This is a genomic window from Aquiflexum sp., from assembly GCF_041751335.1.
Classification (GTDB): domain Bacteria; phylum Bacteroidota; class Bacteroidia; order Cytophagales; family Cyclobacteriaceae; genus Aquiflexum.
The window spans coordinates 16198-35916 of sequence record NZ_JBGSXS010000305.1 but is presented as its reverse complement, the minus strand read 5'-3'; the positions used below and the strand labels follow the sequence as shown (position 1 = coordinate 35916).

Here is a 19719-nt window from a genome sequence, read left to right as displayed (position 1 = left end):
GTATAATTGTGACTTTTCTTGTTATGTTTATTTCTATCATTTACTGATCCTCAAGAGACCCCCCGAATCCCAAGCTATCGGGACGGGGCAGGCTTTCCTAGGTCAGGGTAATGGCGGCTCCGAATTACGTCATTGGTAAAGTGGCGCATTTATTCAATTCATAACTAAAACCATTTCAGTAATCCGTCAATTATTTTCCTTCCCGTGATGCCATAAGGAGGATACAAAGGCTTGGTTGAAGTCATGCCAATTCTTTGTTTCATCACAGATTTTTCATTGCTGAAAGCCAAGAATCCATGATAACCGTGTGCTTTGCCAATCCCACTTGTGTTGACTCCGCCAAAGGGCAGTTCATTTTGGAGAAAGTTTAGCGCACAATCATTGATGACTGCGCCACCTGATGTTGTTTCCTTTAAAACTCTTTTTTGGATTTCCTTGTCCGTCGTGAAAAGATAAAGTGCCAATGGTTTAGGCTTTAGGTTGATGTAGTTGATTGCCTCTTCAAGATCCGCATACCCAATAACAGGAAGCAGTGGTCCAAAAATTTCATCCTGCATGATTTCCATATCCCCTGTCAGATTGGTAATGATGGTGGGCTCAAAATATTTTTCAGGTTCATTATTATTCCCTCCTGAATACATAATCGCGCCTTTCATTTTTGCATCAGAAAGTAAATGTTTGATTCTTTTGCTATGTTTTGAATTAACTAACCTGGCATAGTCTCTTGAATTTTCAATACCCTTATTTTTGGGATTATACATTTTTTCGACCTGCGCTTTGAGCAAGCTAAGAAATTTGTCTTTTACAGATTCATGAACTAATACATAATCAGGGGCGATGCAGGTTTGGCCGCAGTTGAGGAATTTGGCATAAATGACCTTTTCTGCGGCATCCTTTAAGTCAGCTTTAAGGTCAATGATGGTCGGTGATTTTCCCCCAAGTTCGAGTGTCACAGAACTGAGATTTTCTGCAGCCGCTTTCATGATTATTTTCCCAACAGTAGGACTACCTGTGAAAAAAATATGGTCAAAAGGTTTTGCCAGCAGCATTTGTGAAACTTGGATCTCTCCTTCAACTACAGCTACTAGGCTTTTGTCGAAAGTCTCTTCAACAAGCCTTCTTATCAAAGCTGAGGTGTGTGGTGTCATTTCGGAGGGTTTGATGATGGCAGTGCAACCTGCAGCCAAGGCCGAAACCAAAGGACCAATGGCAAGATTGAAAGGGTAATTCCAAGGCGCAATTATCAGTGCGGTTCCTTTGGGTTCAAATTGAATATAAGACTTGGTTCCAAGCATTATAATAGGTGTAGGAACTTTCTTGGATTTCATCCAACCTTCCAAGTGCTTGATGGCATGGTTGATTTCGCTGGTCACTACATATATTTCACTGATGTCAATTTCCGGGTATGGCTTTTTAAAGTCAGCATACACAGCCCTTCGGATATCTTCGTGATTAACTTTTATCCAATTCAGTAACTTTTTCAAAAGTGCGATTCTTAACAAAGAAGTACTGCTTCGCATTTTTAAAGCCTGAACTTTTTGGGCTGAAAAAATCTCATTGATTTGTTCTTGGATCATGTCGTTATCTGTATTCATCATTTCCAATTTTTTTCTTGCAATTGAAGTTTTTTCATAAGGATGGAATTTGACTGAAGAATTTATACAGTTGTCAATTTTATTTCTGAACCTCTATTTACTTCAGTTTAGGTTAAGAATCAATTTCAATCTATATTTTGTCAAAAACTATTCCCTAGATTTAACGTTATTAACTTATCACCTTAAAAACAATTAAATTATGAATTGGAGTTTGGAAAGGATTATTCCCCAAAGTTTATTGGGAGATAATCAGAGATTGAGATTGATTAAGGAATATCTCAGTCAATTAAAGAAAGAAAATGTAAGAAAAATCAAAAAGGCTTGAGAAAGCCTTTTTTTATTTCAAAAACACTCATATATTACGTGGTTTTGAATTTTTTAAAATCAAGATAAACACAAAAAAATGTATTTTAAATAAAATTTTTTGATAAATGTTAGGAAATGAAAAACATTTAAATGTATTTTTACACCTGATAATTGTATTTCACCTTTCAATCATCACCCTGATTCAAATTTAAGGCTTCTATCTATCTCACCCGCCTTTACATTTTATTATAAATATCATCGCTATGGCAAACTATCTCACTCTCGCTGATAGAAAAATCTTCAACAGGATGTTTCTTCAACTCATGCTCATTTGTTTGGTCCTCGGTTTTTCATTGACCAAACTACATGCTCAAAATCCCATTCTTCTTGAAAAGTATATCATAGATGAGGGAATTGAAAATTCCGAATACCTTCAGACATTATTATATGATAATGTTCCTGCGATTTTGATCAGCAGTGAGGGCATTCAGGAAGTAAGGTCCGGATATCCACAAAGGGCTACATTGGACGCTTCCTCTTTGGGATCTGTTTCCAATGCCTATGAGCTTTTTCGGACAGTCAAACTTCTACAGGTCAATCTAACAAAGGAGCAGGACAAATCTGCTTTGAGATTAAATCCTGAATTGCTCAAGAATTTCTTCAATCTTAATTATGTACTCATCAATTCCACAATTCCTTTAACCCAAGCGGAGGTTTCTTCCATGGTATCCGGATTTGAAGAAGGTCAGTATGTAATTCTTTTTACAGTCAATTCGATCATGTAATTTTTAAACAGAAGAAAAAATGAAAAATCTACAGATTAATTTTACCAACAGCGCAATAATTACCAACTTCTTTCTAGTAATCACCTTATTATTTTTCAGTACAGTTTCTTTTGCGCAAAACGACAATAGGGTTCCCTTCAGACAAAGAGTAGGAAATCCTGCACCACAGAACAATTTATTTAACATTAGGGGGGACTTTGCCATTATTGGAAATACAAACCTCACTTTGGCTGACATGAGCCTGGTGAACAATTCCAATAATGAAATGATATATGTGGATATTGACGGGGATGAATCCACGCTCAATTCTTCATCTGCCAATTTGGTTTTTTCTCAGGAGAATGGTGCAGATCCAAGTTGTTCAGAAATCATTTATGCAGGCCTTTATTGGTCAGGAAGAGCCAAACCAAGATCAGGTTTACAATTTGATGTCATTACAAGCTCTGAGCCGGGCAACCTACCTGAGACTGTTTCTAATCAAGAGCAGGTTGTTTATCATTTAGAGGATGTGAATTTTTCATCTTATTCCATGTCTATTGCAAGGGGCGGATCTGAAAATAACAGATTTCCAAGGTTCAATTTTATTTCAAATGCAGGTGGAGATTCTTTTTCTTTTGAATTCAGAAACCTGGAGACAAACCCGGGAAGGTATAGAATAGGAAACGGTAACTGGATAAACCTCACCAATCAGGTGGTAGAGACTTTTGAGCAATATTCGATAGTGACTTTTGATCCAATAATGATTACCGATGGTGATATCACCTTGACAATAGATAGAATGCGTCGGATCAATGAAACGAATGCTTTTGTTGAATTTTACAGGCTATCAAACAACAATATCAGGTTATCGGCTAATGGAGTCCATATTCCTGATATTGTCACTACTGTCAGCTTTGATAAGAGGAAAGTAAAATTAAAAGGTCCCTCCTCTTCTACTTACACTGAAGTGACGGCCCCAACCAATAATATTTTATATCCTTTCAATGAATTGGAAGACATGTATGCCGGCTATGCAGATGTTACCCAATATGTTAAAGAAAATGGAATTGGAGAATATACAGTTGCTGACATTGCACTCACAGAAGGCAATGGTGGCCCTGTCGGCTTTTTTGGACATTGGGGAATAATTGTGGTTTACGAAAATTCCAAAATGAATTGGAGAGATGTGACTGTTTTTGATGGATATTCTTTTAATCTTTCTCCTAACAATATAGATACCGTAATTGGAGAGTTGGTCATCGAAGGATTTAATGCTGTTCAGAATGGAGATGTAAATTTGAAGTTGGGCGTGATGGCAGGTGAAGGAGATAGAGGGGTAAATGGTGATTTTCTTGAAATCAGGAATTCCTTGGATACTGAATGGGTAAGATTAAGCCATCCATTAAATTCAACCAATAACTTTTTCAATTCCTCCATTTACACTCCAGTAAGTAACAGTTTGGGTGAATTGGTGGCAAATCCCCGAAATCCGGATATTTTAAATAATACAGGTATTGACATTGCCATGTGGGATGTGCCCAATCCCGGAAACTCAATTATCTCAAACGGTCAGACTTCTACGACCTTTAGGTATGGAACCAACAGGGATGTATATAATATTTATGCCATAGCTTTCGCAGTAGATTCCTATGTTCCCGAAATACAAGGCTTCAATGAAATAGTAACAATAGGAGGAGAGAACCCAGGTGAAAACCCAACGGTTCGTCCCGGAGAAGAAATAGAATATTCATTGGAAATCAGGAATTTGGGTACAGAAGCCATTGAAGATGGTAAGGTGATCATTCCTTTACCATTTACTACCACATTTGTAAGTGCTGATTTTGAAGTTTACTTCACGCCTAATACAGCAAGTATACCTTATTTTGACCCTGAATTGGGACCTACTGGTTCCATTGTATGGGAGATTGGAGATATCCCTTTATTAGAAAACATCAATGATGTTTTTGCAAAACTTACTTATACCTTAAAAGCCACAGAAGACTGTTTTATTTTAACCAATGAAGCATGTGATCCTTTTGTGTCCGTCAATGGTAACCTTTCAGGTAAGGGCCAGATTTCACAAAGTGAATTCGGTGGTATCCCATTGACGCAAGGCTTTTTGGATGGGGATTGTGAAGGAGAACCAGTTCAGGATCCATTGGTATTGAAGTTTTCTGGAGTAGCAGATTTTGTGGATGCTAATTGTGGTGATTTTGATCTCTTTTTGGATTTCGAATATTGCAACATTGATCCTGAAAATGGAATAGCTGTTTCCGATATTAGAGCTTCATTTCCATCAGGTATCAGATTTTTTGATGGGCCAGATGCGACCAAGGATAAGCAATTTGATGATAATAATCCTTTCCCTGCTGTTTCAGGTACGTACTATGCCATCCCTGCTAATTCCAGTGATTGTATATATGAATTCAACATTCAGGTTACGATCGTAAATACCAATCCAATCAATGAAGGTGCTGACCTTTTTGAATTCTGTCTTGGTAGTGAAGTTCCGAATTTCAACACTTTGATTTTGCCTAGCAACCAAGGTGAAGCGGGTGAATACACAGTATTTTTCTTTACCGAGGAAGACGGAGTAGATGCTTTATCAGGATTTGAAATTGATGCTTCCACTACCGGAACATATATTATCTGGGTGGCTGAGGGAGTGACGGCTGATTGTACAGGTTCAAGAGTTCCCGTGACCATTTCTGTTAACAACTGCAGTTTTGAATTCGAAAAATCAGGTACTCTTGTAGATGAGGATGGAAATGGAATAACCAATGCAGGTGATAAAATCGTCTACACCTTTACAATTACCAATACCAGTGATGTAACCCTGACAAATATCACCATAGATGATCCTAAAGTTGACATTATTGGTGGCCCATTGGAATCTCTGGCACCTGGAGAAACCGATAGTACAACTTTCTCAGCCGAATATGTAATTACTCAAGAAGACATAGATGCTGGCTCATTTACAAATGTTGCGATTGTAAAGGGAGATTTTAACGATACAGAAATAGAAGCGACTGATGAAGATGTACAAGTATTTACCCAAGTCAGTGGTATCAGTATCCTAAAAGAAGCAGTAGAGGTTACGTATTCAGTGGTTGGTGATGTTCTGAATTACACCATCACAGTTACCAATACTGGAAACCTTACGCTGACGAATGTATCAATCACAGATCCCTTGACTGGTCTTGATGAAACCATACCAAGTCTTGTTCCTGGACAGACTGTAATTTTTGAGACTTCTTACGAGGTTCAGCTTGATGATCTGATTGCAGGAAGCGTACTCAACGCAGTACTTGTGACTGCAGAAGATCCGCAAGGAAACGAAGTCACCGCTGAGGATGAAGCCACTGTAGGAGCTACAGCAAACCAGATTATCGCCAATGATGATGAATTTGGAGAGTTCCCGGCGGATTATGGTGGAGTTTTGGGCATGATTTTAGAAAATGACCTGCTCAATGGATTACCTGTCAATTTCGAGGAAGTGAACTTTGAATTCATTGATTTGGATGGAGTCATTGGTCTTCTTACCAATGAACAAGGTGAATTGAGTCTTCTTCCGGGAGTGAATGAAGTCAGAGAATATACATTGAAGTATATTCTTAGAGAAAGTCTGAACCCGACCAATTCCGATGAAGCATTTGTGACTTTTAGATTGGTGGAATCTGATGTGAATCTAAGTGTTATCAAGACCTCAAATGGTACCGAGATTTTTGAAGGGGATGAATTTGAGTATGAGATTACACTGACAAACCTCGGAAGTAGAGATGCCACAGAGGTGGAAGTCATTGATGATATTCCAAGCACTGTAACTTATGTAAGCTCAAGATTTACTGCCAGTGCTGATGGAATCAGTGTGAATACCGAAATAAGCGGATCGCGGGTAAGGTTCTTGGTCCCAGTTCTTCCTGCAGGAGCTAATATTGTATTCCACATCAGAGTCAAAGCCAATGCGATCAATGGAGAAAATCCTTTGAATATCACCAATAGAGTCACAGTTTCTTCAGCGGAAGATGACACCGACCCATTGGATAATGCAGCAGAAGATCAAAATCAGATCAATCCTTTCTTTATACCTAATGTAATCACACCTAACGGTGATGGTAAAAATGATAGATTTATCATCAAAGGCCTACAGAAATTCAATAGAACAGAGATAGTAATATTCAATAGTTACGGAGACCATGTTTATGAAAACCAAAATTATGAGAATAATTGGAGTGCTCAGGGTCTGGTAGCCGGTACCTATTTCTATGTGCTGAAAGGTATTGATAGTGAAGGTAGGGTCCATGAATTCAAAGGATGGATACAGGTTATCAAAAAATAAATCTCGCAGGTTATGAAAAGGAATTTAAATCTAATTGGATTTTGCTTGATGGTCGCCTTTCTGGCCTCCAATCAGGCAAATGGGCAGCAGCTGCCTCAGTTCAGCCAGTACATTTTCAATGGCCTTCATATCAATCCAGGATATGCAGGGTATAAAAATCAGGGATATATTCAAAGTACATATAGAAATCAATGGAATAATTTCCCCGGGGCGCCTAGGACATTTACAGTCACTGCTGACCTGAGCGCTAATGAAGGCATGATGGGATTCGGAGCCTCAGTACTGAGTGACCAAATGGGTCCAACAAGTACTACTACTGGATTGCTTACCTATTCTTATAGGATACAGACTGGTAAGGAATCATTTCTTGGACTTGGTGTCAGTGCAGGTGCATCACAGTATCAGATCAATGGAGATCTGTTAGATCCTTTAGATGGAGATGATGTGGAAATCCCAGGTGGAATCAACAACATGATCAGTCCAAATATGAACGTGGGATTATTTTTCCATAACAATAGATTTTACGCAGGATTAAGCAGCTACAACATGATAGGAAGAAGGGCTTTGGAGCGTGAAGACATCGCGCTCTCATTCCATGACCTGCATTTCTTTTTGACTGCAGGAATGTTAGTTCCAATCACCGATAACATTCAATTCAAACCCTCATTTCTTATAAAAGAGGTAAAAGGATCTCCAACCAATGTGGACTTAAATGGCATGGTGTTGTTTATGGAAAGGCTTTGGCTTGGGGCCTCTTATAGGTCAAATCTACATGTATGGAATGACAACCTTGAAAGCAACCTGAGCAGAAGAAATGCAGTAGCTTTTATTTTTGAAATGTTCGCAACCGAAAATTTAAGGATAGGATATGCCTATGACGCAAATCTAAATGTCCTCCAAAATAACCGCAATAATTCCCATGAATTTTCTGTCGGTTACTATCTATCTCCCCGAAAAGTTACAATGAAAAACCCTAGATGGTTCTGATCATGAAAAAACTATTTTGTTTATTATTCTTATTGGTCTCAATGGGATTAAGCCCCCATTTTGTGGCTGCCCAAAACAGACAGTTACGCTATGCCGACAGGCAATTGGAACTGGAAAATTATCAGCATGCAGCTGAAACATATGAAAAAGCTTATCAAAGTAAAGCCAGATATACGACAGCCAAAAAAGCAGCCGAGACATATCAATTGATCCAAAATTATCAAAAGTCATTCCAATGGTGGGAGGCAGTAGTAAGTAGCGAGGAAGCGGAAAGATCGGATTATTACAATTATTTAACTGCGGCTATTAAAGTAGGTAAAGGTGATCAGATCAATGATATATTGAATGCCACTTCATTTGAAGAGTATGATTTTCCTGAGATTGATTTTGCGATGGTAAGGCAAATGTCTTCCAAAAAGCCTAAAGTTAAATTGGTTTCTGTAGAAGGGGTTAACAGCGACGGTTCGGACTTTGGTCTTAAAACCGACAGTGAGGGTATCAAATACTTTTCCAGTGATAGAGGTCAGGTTGTCCCTACAGAAAAAAAGTCAATCAGATTAGACGCAAAAAGTAAGCTCTATAGCTCGGAAAAGAGCAGTTTCAACGACAGAGAATTTTTCAGCCTCTATAAATCTGATCAAGACGGAAATATTTCAAAGGTAGTTTCAGACTTACCGGATGCGCTGCATGTCAGTGATCCGAGCCTGATGGAAAGTCATAGCATTATCTTTTACACCGTTTTTAGGGACATCAATAAGATCAAAGGAAACCGTGAATACGATATCAATCCTGAAATTTATTACAGCAAGGTATCCAATGATGGAAGCCTTACGGAAAGCAAAGGATTGCCATTCAATGATTTTGTGAATTATGGTGTACAAAACCCTTTTGTAGATGAGGGATCGAAAAGGATATACTTCGCATCTGATATGCCGGGTGGAATTGGAGGGTTTGACCTGTATTATATTACCTATGACGAAGATTTGAATTTTGGTGAACCAATCAATTTGGGCAATGCGATCAACACCTCCCAAAATGAAAGTCATCCAACAGTCTTTGAGAATTTGCTTTACTTTTCTTCCAGAGGACATGCTGGAATAGGTGGAATGGATATTTTTAGTGCAACAATTTCAGGAAACGAATTTCAGAATTTACAGAATCTTGGAGTGCCTTATAATTCTCCTAGGGATGATTTTGGATACTTTGTAAGTACCGAAGGAAAAAGGTATTTGAGCTCTGATCGAATTGGAGGACTTGGTTTGGATGACATTTACCTTGTGGAGGATCTTTTCAAAATGTTGATCGCAAGGGTGATTGATTGTGACGGAAATATTATCAGTGAAGCATTCGAGTCTTCTTTGAGCATCGTTGATGACATGGGCTTGATACCCACGATGAGAAATGAAAAGGGAGAACTGACCGCTGAATTGGAACCTGAAAAGAATTTCCAATTGAACATCAGCAAAAAAGGATATTTCAGTATTTCCGACAGTACATTGAGCACAGTAGGATTAGAAGAGGATGTTTTGGAAAGAGAATATAGGTTATCCAGAATACCTTACAATCTTCCTGTCGTTGTGGACATTGTTTACTATGACCTGGATAAATCAAAAATCAGAAATGATGCCCTGCCTGTCTTGGATAAGATGGCCGAGTTGATGCAAAAATATGACTTTCTAGATTTAGCGGTTGCTTCACATACTGACTCTAGGGCATCAGATGCATACAATAAAGCATTGAGCCAAAGAAGGGCAGATGCAGTAAGAGAATATTTGTCCAAGTTCGGAATTCCGGAAAATAGAATTAGGATTGATTGGTTCGGTAAAGAAAAACTTGCCAACGACTGTGGGGACGGTGTTCCATGTCCTGAGACCAAACATCAATTGAACAGAAGAAGTGAACTTGTATTGGAGGCATTCACCGACAAGGATAGAGAATATGATTTTCCAAAAGAGCTGATTGGCAAAGATGTCTGTGATGAATCAGCGCTTTTTGAAGCCTTACAAAGAGAATTTAATTCTGTGCCAACTGTCTATTTTGATTTTGATAAATCAACCATCAGATCCGTCCACCAAAAAGACCTTGAAAGGGTTGGGATCATGCTCAACAAAATGAAAAACCTTCAATTATACCTTGCTGGTCATACAGACCAAAGAGGCAATGAAGATTACAATATGAAACTGGCTGAAAGAAGAGCCAAAGCAGTGATGGAATACCTGGTCAACAGGGGTGTAGATGCTGCCAGAATGCAATACGAGTGGTTTGGGAAATCTCAACCGATAAATGATTGTGGGTCTTGCACCGAAGCGATGCATCAGGAAAACAGGAGAACAGAACTTCACCTAAAAGGAGGAAAATAACCACAAAGAATATATTTTTTAAACTTGCGAGATAGATAAGTAAAAATGGCCTCCTTCTGGGAGGTCCTTTTTTTTTGAAAAAGTGTAAGTTGACCGATGTTGGATGACCGTTGCTTCCTTCATACCGAGTTCCCAACATTTCGTAAATGTTCAGAAAAGGTAATGGCATCAAGTTACCCGCTAGGCAGCCGTCATTCTGAGTCCCCAACATTACTAAAATGTTCAGAAAAGGAATGACAACAAGTTACCCGCAAGGCAGCCGTCATTCTGAGGTACGAAGAATCTCCAGAAGTCCTATTTATGTTTATAATACATTTCCTGATCCTCGAGAGACTCTTCTCCCTATAGCCATCGGGATCAGCACGACGGCTGCTCCGAATTAGGTCATTGGCAACCAAATTGGCTGACTTTATTGTTTTAACAAAAAAATGATGGAACCACAAAAGTGACAAAAGAATACAAAAGTTACTGAATATCAACTTTTGGTGATATTGTCTTTTGTTCCCTTTTGTTTCTTTTGTGGTTCAAATAAAATTTTTCTTTGAGGGATAAAAAAAGGCTTAGAGAACACCTTCCCTAAGCCCAATCAAATTAGGACCATTTATGTTAATTATTTTTAGCGACCAATTTTGTTGGTGCTCCACTGTAAGGAATAGCGGCAATCTGCCGTTCTTTTTCAATTTTCACTTGCTCAAATGCCAACTTGTTTTCATTGGATATCGGCTCAGATGGCGGAATTTTTTCTCTTTGCCAATCGACCTGTTGACCGTTTTTCCAGAACCTGAAACATAGGTGAGGACCGGTTGCCAATCCTGTACTGCCTACAAACCCGATGACCTGACCTTGGCTTACCCTTGCACCGGGCTTCATCCCTGAGGCAATTTTGGACATGTGCAGGTATTGGGTGGTATAAGTTCCGTTGTGCTTGATTTTTACAAAGTTGCCATTAGCACTTGTATATCTTGCTTCTACTACCGTACCATCACCTACAGTCCTGATCTCCGTGCCGGTCGGTGCTGCAAAATCGGTACCTAAATGAGCCTTGTATCTTTTTTGGACAGGGTGGAATCTCTTGAGGTTATATGCTGAACTAATTCTTGTGAATTTCACGGGATATTTCAAAAATGCTTTTTTAAAGCTGTTTCCGTCTTGATCGAAGAAAGTCCTTTCCCCATTTTGTTCAAAAGGGATGGCATGATAAGGAGTCCCTTTATGCTCAAAAAAAGCTGCTTCAATATCTCCGATTCCGACAGTCTGATCTTCCACTATTTTTTCAGAAAAGACAACCTTGAATTTATCCCCTTTTTGAAGGCTTCCAAAGTCAACCATCCATCCGTACAAATCTGCAAATTGGTTGATCAGATCCGGGCCCAGTCCCAACTCAGTCATGTTCACATAAAGATTGCTGCTGATGGTTCCGCCAATTTCAACTTTTTTCCATTCTATTGGTTTTTCTTCTTTGTAAACCTCACCCTCCTCTAATTTAAAAACCACGTATTCAGCTGGATTGGGTTCATAAATAAAGAACTGGGCCAGTGAAGTATCCTTTGAACTGAGGACTGTGAATTTTTTGTTGAAAGCGATTTTCCTTACATCAAAAACATCCTTTGACTTTCTGGCTATTTCGTCTATCATTTGATAGGAAACATTGAATGGGGCTAAAATTGAAGACAGCGTTTCATTCCTGCCTACTACTCCTTCGATGATGTCGAGTTCATTGACTTTGATGCCATATAGTAAAAGTTCCTCCTCTTCTTCCTCGATTATGATTTCATTCAAGGGTTCGAATTCTTCCTGTACATTAGAACTGTTGTTTTGAAAGTAGTATAATGCACAGAAAGCCATAAAAGCTGATGCAGCAAAAATCCATTTTTTATTCATAACTGATGGGGTGAATTATGGTGTAATTACCAAATAAATTGAAATTAAAGTCATTTTCCAAATTTTCGGGATATAAATAATATCCAGCTACAAATTGATAACGTTCAATTTTTCCAATGATTTCATCTAAAGGACAAATATTTGTTTACGAGCTACGGATTTTATGGAATTGCCATCATTAATGCCTTGATGTTGAAGATAAAAAAAGTTTTCCCATTCTTTTTATCCATTTTAGAATTGTCAATAAGCTTTGTTTATCTTTGACCACTTAAAAAAATACCATTCAAAAAATGCTTAGGACACATACTTGCGGAGAATTAAGGATTTCAGATGTCAATAAAGACGTTAGCCTTTCAGGATGGGTACAGCGGGTCAGAAATAAAGGAGGCTTAATATGGGTTGATTTGAGAGACCGATATGGCGTCACCCAATTGATTTTTGAAGAGGATTCGACTGAGAAAGAACTGTTGACAAAAGCGGCCTCATTGGGAAGGGAATTTGTGATTCAGGCTACAGGCTTGGTGATTGAGCGAACTTCCAAAAACGATAAAATGCCCACAGGGAACATCGAAATAAAAGTAAAACATCTTGAAATACTCAATGCCGCTAAGGTCCCTCCATTTATCATTGAAGATGAAACTGATGGAGGTGAAGAGTTGAGAATGAAATATCGCTACTTGGACCTACGCAGAAATGTGATCAGGGAAAAACTTCAACTTCGTCACAGAATGATGCAGGAGACCAGAAAATATATGGATGGTGAAAACTTCATCGAAGTGGAAACTCCCGTTCTGATCAAATCAACGCCTGAGGGTGCAAGGGATTTTGTGGTACCAAGTAGGGTCAATCCGGGAGAATTTTATGCATTACCCCAATCTCCCCAAACTTTCAAGCAATTGCTGATGGTGAGTGGATTTGATAGGTATTTTCAGATTGTGAAATGTTTCCGTGATGAGGATTTAAGGGCAGACAGACAACCGGAGTTTACACAGATAGACTGCGAAATGGCCTTTGTCACCCAAGAAGATATATTGAATACTTTTGAAGGTCTAGTCAAACACCTTTTCAGCACTGTGAAAGGTGTAGCATTGGAAGAAGTAAAAAGGATGACCTATGATGATGCCATGAAATTCTATGGCAATGACAAGCCTGACCTGCGTTTCGATATGAAATTTGCTGAACTCAATGAATTGGCCCAAGGCAAAGGTTTCGGAATATTTGACCAAGCAGAACTCATCCTTGGTATCTGTGCCAAAGGTGCGGGAGAATATACGCGTAAGCAGTTGGATGAACTGACCAATTGGGTCAAAAGGCCACAGATTGGTGCCAAAGGCCTGGTATATGTGAAATGTAATGCAGAGGGGACATTCAAGTCCTCAGTAGATAAGTTCTATTCCAATGATGACCTGAAGGAATGGGCAGAAGCTATAGGTGCAGAAGCCGGGGACTTATTATTGGTCTTGAGTGGTGACGAAAAATCAACCAGAAAACAAATGTCCGAACTGCGTCTAAAAATGGGTGAAGAATTGGGACTTAGGGACAGAAATATATTCAAACCGCTTTGGGTGGTGGATTTCCCATTGCTGGAGTGGGATGAAGAAACCCAAAGATTCCATGCCATGCACCATCCATTTACTTCACCCAAAAAAGAGGACATTCCGCTTTTGGAAACAAACCCTGGCGAAGTAAGGGCAAACGCTTATGATTTGGTCATCAATGGTGTGGAAATCGGGGGAGGTTCCATAAGAATCCACGATCGTGCTACCCAGCAATTGATGTTCAAACATCTTGGGTTTACCGATGAAGAGGCGCAGAAACAGTTTGGGTTCCTAATGGAGGCATTTGAATATGGAGCACCGCCGCATGGTGGTATTGCCTTTGGTTTTGATAGGCTTTGTGCGATTTTCGGAGGCTCGGATTCAATCCGGGATTATATCGCATTTCCAAAGAACAACTCCGGAAGAGATGTGATGATCGATTCTCCAAGTACTATTGCGGATGAGCAATTGAAAGAGCTTTCCATTCAGGTGAAAATTCAAAATAAATCATTATAAAAGTCCTCATACAAAACTGGAATTCCAAAAATAAGAAGGTTGGGACGAGCGTCTAGAATAGCTTCAGTGAAGCTATTTAGCGAGTAGCCGGAATGTAGGGCTGGCAATCTACACCTAGCACCTTCGCCAATCTTCACCCAGATGGGGTTCGGATCATAGGCCCTGAACTGGGTCAGGTCAATATTCAGCCCAGGAATCCTTTCGGTATCAAAGGTGACTTCCCCTGTGCCCTGATTGTAAAGGTACCGGTTCTGCTTATCCACCCGCCTAAGTGTAATTTTGTTTTTCAATGCCTTGTAGGTGCAGTTTGAAACTTCACCCTTCGATTACAACCTAGCCTGATAGATTTTAGAATGTGATTTCTAAATCCACAAGCTAATTTTTGATCACTAAAATTTTATTAATGCTTTGTACTCCTGTGGCAACCACTCTCGTATTTCTTCTTGTTCATCTTCTTGTTGTTTAAATTGTTCTCTGAAAATGGAAGATAATTCCGGTTTAAAACCGATTATATTAAGAGGAGTGTAATCATAAGCATTCGCTGTATATTTCCCCCACTTTCCACTATCACCAAAAACAAAAAAATGTTTCTGAGGATTAATAAGTAAGTCATATGATGATATTTCAGCAGTTAAGTGTTCTTCATTATCATTACATAACTCATTCCAAGTAGTATTAACAGGATAATTAAACCTTAACCGAATATGATTGCTTCTTATGGAGTGCAGTGTCCGTTTGTTTTCAATAATTACAAAAAATTGATCTCCTGCTGCCTTCATACATTTTTGTAAAGCATAATATTCCTCTTTGGTAAACAATATTCCGGCTTTTTGGGCTAATAATCCAAAGCCTTTATTAAACATTAACTCAGGCAGATCTTTTGAATCAGGATTAAATATTTTGTTTTTAACAAAATGCCAAAAACTGTTGAACTCGTTTATATCCAGCCAATATTTTTCTAAATAAGGTTTGGATAAGTCTCGATCCTGAAAACCTAGTTCTGGGCTATCGTATTCTCTTAATATTTGTATTAATTCAGTATCCATTATTCAAACCTCACTTTAGTTATTTTACCTCCTTGATTTACCTGAATTTTTGTAGGACCTGAAGAAGCAGGATACTTTGTTAAAATTGTTCCATCTGACAATGTTGTCTGAAGTTTTCCCCCATCAAGAGTTTTCGTCTTGCCTCCTTTAGATATCGAATTAAACACATCATCAATATTTCCTTTAAAAGAAATCTGTCCTCCTCCTTTAACATTTGGCATCTTTATCCCTGTCGCAAATAAATCATCAACTGTTTTAATTCCCCCTTTACCAAAAACCCCCTTGAATAAAGATTGAACCCCAGGAATCTTTAATGCTTTTAGAAATCCAAAGACTGGAAGTGTGAACCCTTCTATTGAATAATCATGATCTGCCTGCCCTGTTGCCATGGGTTTACCAAGATCATTATATACCACATCTTTTTTTTCCTTCTCTTCCTTTTTCTTGTCCTTATCCCCACCATTCGGCACATTATCTTGTCCATCTCTTCCCCCATTGGAAAACATTGCACCTTGCTCCCCAAACCAGTCTTTAGACTGGTCTTGCCCTATGTTATCATTGGTTTGATTAATATTAAACGTCGCCGAGGGGCGATCCCCCAAAGGATCATTGAACCTGATGGGATTGTTGAAGCTGTAGTTGTAGGGAGTCCAGCTTGACATCATGTCTGCTAGCGGATCTACCTGCCACCACCTTCCCAAAGCTGGGTCATAGGCCCTGAACTGGGTCAGGTCCATGTTCAACTCGGGAATCCTTTCGGTATCGAAGGTAACTTCCCCTGCGCCCTGATTGTACAGGTACCTGTTCTTACTCACCCCACCAGCCTGATAACCCAACGCCGGCATCTCCATCCCAAACGGGTAATAATGCGTCACCTGCACTGTGGTAGATGGGGTACTCTGTATCCGAAAATTGTCAAAGAACACATCCTGGGAGGTTTCATTTACCAAAAAGGCTTCCATGAATCCACCCTTTTCGATCCGGAACCCATGGTTCAGGTTCTCATGTATGTTTTCCGCTTGGGAAGATAATAAAATTTTTCCCTGCAAGCTGGCATTTTGCTAATTCCGATAGCTATCGGAACCAAAGGGATTAGATATTAACGCTCAATCCTCTTTTTCATAAAGCACCGAGTCAGAATTCCCGATATCGCTTTGCTCATCGGGACAGGCTATACAACGCATAGCCCATATAGGCTTCAGGGGTTTTCTTTTTTTGAAGGTCTGTAGCCACCAGGTTGTCAATCAGTGTATTATTGTTATTTCGTTGGAGGGATTTTTTCATTAAAAATTCTAAATAAAATCATTTAGTTGGTTTAGCCCTTTTTTCTACCTTTTAACCTAAAAATAATCCACTCAAAATTTACAGCAATAATGAATTAAACTTTTTATCAAATCGCAAAGTCTAATGGTTGATTTAATTAAACAGCAATATGAGGATTTCTACGTTCAGATTATTTTTACTCCTATTTTTGATAGCCTATTCCTTTGATTCACAAGCACAAAGAGGAGAAGACCGAGGTCAGGAAATGCTTTTGAAAGGCATTGTAGTGGAAGGCAAAAACCAGGAAACCATGATCGGTGCCAATGTCCTGATCAAAACGGTTACCGATTCGCTTCTTCGTTCCACGGTAACAGGAGTTGACGGTTCTTTTGAAATAGGGAGGCCAAGGATTCCAAGTGTCAAACTGGAAATAACATTTTTGGGATACCAGAAAATCACCAGAATCCATAATAGAGGAGATGCCCTAGATCTTGGGACTTTGGTTCTGATAGAGGACAGTAAGCTATTGGGTGAAGTGGTCATTGAAGGTCAAATCCCGGTTGGTGAAGTCAAAGGGGATACCACCTCTTTCAATGCCAATGCTTTCAAAACAAGAGAAAATGCAGACGCTGAGGATTTGGTAAGAAAAATTCCAGGTGTCACCATTCAGAATGGAGAAATTCAGGCCAAAGGAGAAACAGTCCAAAAAGTTTTGGTAGATGGAAGGGAGTTTTTTGGGAGTGATCCGTTTTTGGCTTTAAGGAATTTGCCGGCAGATGTGATTGACAGAGTAGAGATATTGGACCAAAGATCTGACCAATCGAGGTTGACTGGATTTGATGATGGTAATTATGCTAGGACTATCAATATAGTCACCCAACCGGGAAAAAGAAACGGACAGTTTGGAAGAGTCTATGCCGGGGCAGGTACACAGGAAAGGTATGCTGCAGGCGGAAATTTGAATTTCTTTAAGGGAGACAAAAGAATCTCCATCATCGGCCTTTTCAATAATATCAACCAACAAAACTTCTCTTCCCAGGATCTTGTCGGAGTAACAGCCGGAGGACAAGGTGGCGGTGGTGGAAGACCTGGTGGTGGCGGTGGTGGACGTCCCGGCGGCGGAGGCAACAACAACTTCCTGGTAGGTCAGGATCAGGGAATCATCACCACCAATAGTCTGGGTCTGAACTACAGCGACAAGTTTGGCAAGAAGATGAATTTCACTGGAAGTTATTTTTTCAATTCTACCCTAAACAACCTGTTCAAACTGACCAATAGAGAAATAATCCTGTCCGAAACTAACAGACAGTTTTATGATGAAAGATTAATTAACACTGTAAAAAACAACAATCACCGGATCAATAGTAGGATTGAGTATGACCTTAATCCCAAGCATGCGATTATCATAACCCCTTCGATCAATTTCCAAAACAACACCAATTACAGTGACCGGGATGGATTGAATCTATCGGCAATCCGTGATCCTTTGAGCAGTGCAAGGACACTTTCTGATGCTACTACTGAGGGTTATAATATTTCCAATAATTTCGTTTACCGGTATAAATTTGAAAAGCCTAAGAGAACACTTTCCACTACAGTTTTCACTTCCTGGAACAAAAGGGATCAGCTTTCCGAATTGATTGCAGCCAATAGGGACTACATCAGGGATATCAATGACACCATCAATCAAGAGACTTTTGGTTTATCTGACGGATTCAATTACCGCGCAACCTTGCAATTGACCGAGCCTGTGGGAGAAAATTCTTTGGTGACCATGTCCTATCAGGTCGGCAATAACAAAACTGCATCTGACCAAAAAACTTTCAGTATGATTCCTGAGCTTGGTATTATGGTATTGGATACTGCGCTCAGCAACGTATTTGACAACAAATTTATAGTACAGCGGCCAAGTGTGGGGTATAGCTACAATTTCAAAAACTGGAATGTCAATGCCAATTTGGATTACCAATATGCAGTGCAAGACAATGAGAGCTTTTTTCCACAAGAACAGACGTTCAACAGGTCCTTCAGCAATTTTCTTCCGGGCATGAACGCCTCCTACAGAAATCAGCAGAAGGGTACTTCACTAAGGTTAAGATATAGAACCAACACCCAGGAACCTGGGGTAAACCAACTGCAGAATGTCATCAACAACCAAAACCCTATGCAGCTTTCGATAGGAAATCCTAATTTGGGACAAGCATTCAGCCATACAGTATTTACCAACTATTCCAAAATTAACCTAGAGAAATCAAAAACCTTCTTCACCTTTCTCTTCCTGAATGTGACGGATAATTTTATTGGAAACAACACCTTTGTCGCCCAAACGGATACCCTTGTCAATGGGGAAGTGCTTCTGAGACCGGGAGGACAAATCAGCCGTCCTGAAAACCTCTCCGGAAATTTCAGATCAAGGTTGTTTGTCACTTACGGAACACCTATCAAGAAATTGAAGTCTCAGTTCAACCTAAATTCAAGTATGTCCTACAACAGAACTCCAGGCATGATCAATGGACAGAAAAACTTCAACGACAACATTGACCTCAGCCAAGGTCTTACCCTGACCAGTAATATCAGTAAGGACGTTGATTTTACCCTTTCGACCACCGGAACCTACACCATCGTCAACAGTTCCTTGCAAGCCAATCTCAACAATGATTATTATATCCAAAACACCAATGTCCGTTTCTACTACTCTCCCAACAATGGGAAGTTGTTTTTATCCAATGTAGTAGGCAACAACCTATTTAGGGGGCTGTCTCCGGGATTAGACCAATCCGTTTGGCTTTGGAATATAGAGGCTGGATATAGATTTATGAAAGGAAACAAAGGCGAAGTTAAGCTAAGCATCTTTGATTTGCTCAACCAGAATAATGCCATCGCCCGAACTATCAATGATGTGACCATAGAAGATACCTTTACTAGGGTTTTGACTAGATATGCCCTTCTATCATTCACCTATAACATCGGTAATTTCAAACAACCTGCAAGAGGTGAAGAAGCCCCATCGGGTCGACCTTGGGGAGGTGGGGGAAGGAGTTGGTAGGATGGGAGAATGAGACGTGAAACAGAGAGGAAAAAACCAGAAGGACTGAGTCAAACTATTCCAGAAATGATTTTGGAG

At 39.5% G+C, this 19719-nt stretch carries 14 protein-coding genes; 8 read left to right on the top strand and 6 right to left on the bottom strand.

Translation table 11 applies throughout. The features are described from left to right. Positions 1-164: 164 nt before the first annotated feature. Positions 165-1598, bottom strand: a complete 1434-nt coding sequence (locus tag ACEW8U_RS17220) for an aldehyde dehydrogenase family protein (RefSeq protein ID WP_373523294.1) — start codon at positions 1596-1598, stop codon at positions 165-167. 196 nt (positions 1599-1794) lie between these two features. Between ACEW8U_RS17220 and ACEW8U_RS17215 the strand changes: the two genes are divergently transcribed. From ACEW8U_RS17215 to ACEW8U_RS17190, 6 genes are all read left to right on the top strand, one after another. Beyond that, on the top strand, positions 1795-1920 hold the full coding sequence (locus ACEW8U_RS17215) for a hypothetical protein (RefSeq protein WP_373523293.1): 126 nt from the start codon (positions 1795-1797) through the stop codon (positions 1918-1920). Between the two features lie 244 nt (positions 1921-2164). Continuing rightward, positions 2165-2686 (top strand): hypothetical protein, encoded by a 522-nt coding sequence (locus ACEW8U_RS17210; protein ID WP_373523292.1) that lies wholly within the window; start codon positions 2165-2167, stop codon positions 2684-2686. Between the two features lie 19 nt (positions 2687-2705). Next, positions 2706-7004 carry a gliding motility-associated C-terminal domain-containing protein gene (locus ACEW8U_RS17205; protein WP_373523291.1) on the top strand — a complete coding sequence of 1433 codons (4299 nt, stop codon included), beginning with the start codon at positions 2706-2708 and terminating at the stop codon, positions 7002-7004. Positions 7005-7016: 12 nt separating this feature from the next. Next, positions 7017-7991 carry a type IX secretion system membrane protein PorP/SprF gene (locus tag ACEW8U_RS17200; RefSeq protein ID WP_373523290.1) on the top strand — a complete coding sequence of 325 codons (975 nt, stop codon included), beginning with the start codon at positions 7017-7019 and terminating at the stop codon, positions 7989-7991. Between the two features lie 2 nt (positions 7992-7993). Next, entirely contained in the window at positions 7994-10351 is a 2358-nt protein-coding gene (locus ACEW8U_RS17195; protein WP_373523289.1) for an OmpA family protein, read from the top strand. A gap of 218 nt (positions 10352-10569) precedes the next feature. Beyond that, positions 10570-10734, top strand: coding sequence for a hypothetical protein (locus ACEW8U_RS17190; RefSeq protein ID WP_373523288.1), 165 nt, complete (start codon positions 10570-10572; stop codon positions 10732-10734). 223 nt (positions 10735-10957) lie between these two features. Here the strand turns inward: ACEW8U_RS17190 and ACEW8U_RS17185 are convergent, their stop codons facing one another. Continuing rightward, positions 10958-12232 (bottom strand): peptidoglycan DD-metalloendopeptidase family protein, encoded by a 1275-nt coding sequence (locus ACEW8U_RS17185; protein WP_373523287.1) that lies wholly within the window; start codon positions 12230-12232, stop codon positions 10958-10960. Between the two features lie 290 nt (positions 12233-12522). Here ACEW8U_RS17185 and aspS point away from each other — a divergent pair, with 290 nt between their 5' ends. Beyond that, on the top strand, positions 12523-14286 hold the full coding sequence (gene aspS, locus ACEW8U_RS17180) for an aspartate--tRNA ligase (protein ID WP_373523286.1): 1764 nt from the start codon (positions 12523-12525) through the stop codon (positions 14284-14286). On the opposite strand, the gene ACEW8U_RS17175 is transcribed toward aspS, so the two are convergent. The 4 genes from ACEW8U_RS17175 to ACEW8U_RS17160 all read right to left on the bottom strand — a co-directional run bounded on the left by ACEW8U_RS17175 (position 14268) and on the right by ACEW8U_RS17160 (position 16616). Further along, on the bottom strand, positions 14268-14576 hold the full coding sequence (locus tag ACEW8U_RS17175; RefSeq protein ID WP_373523285.1) for a hypothetical protein: 309 nt from the start codon (positions 14574-14576) through the stop codon (positions 14268-14270). The two genes, aspS and ACEW8U_RS17175, sit on opposite strands and share 19 nt — an antisense overlap. A 99-nt stretch (positions 14577-14675) precedes the next feature. Beyond that, entirely contained in the window at positions 14676-15332 is a 657-nt protein-coding gene (locus ACEW8U_RS17170) for a hypothetical protein (protein WP_373523284.1), read from the bottom strand. Then, positions 15332-16381, bottom strand: a complete 1050-nt coding sequence (locus ACEW8U_RS17165) for an RHS repeat domain-containing protein (RefSeq protein WP_373523283.1) — start codon at positions 16379-16381, stop codon at positions 15332-15334. Before ACEW8U_RS17165 ends, ACEW8U_RS17170 begins: the two co-directional genes overlap by 1 nt. A gap of 109 nt (positions 16382-16490) precedes the next feature. Continuing rightward, a complete protein-coding gene (locus tag ACEW8U_RS17160) occupies positions 16491-16616 on the bottom strand; it encodes a hypothetical protein (RefSeq protein WP_373523282.1) in 126 nt (41 codons plus the stop codon). Between the two features lie 148 nt (positions 16617-16764). Between ACEW8U_RS17160 and ACEW8U_RS17155 the strand changes: the two genes are divergently transcribed. Then, on the top strand, positions 16765-19641 hold the full coding sequence (locus ACEW8U_RS17155; RefSeq protein WP_373523281.1) for an outer membrane beta-barrel protein: 2877 nt from the start codon (positions 16765-16767) through the stop codon (positions 19639-19641). The last annotated feature ends 78 nt before the right edge of the window (positions 19642-19719 follow it).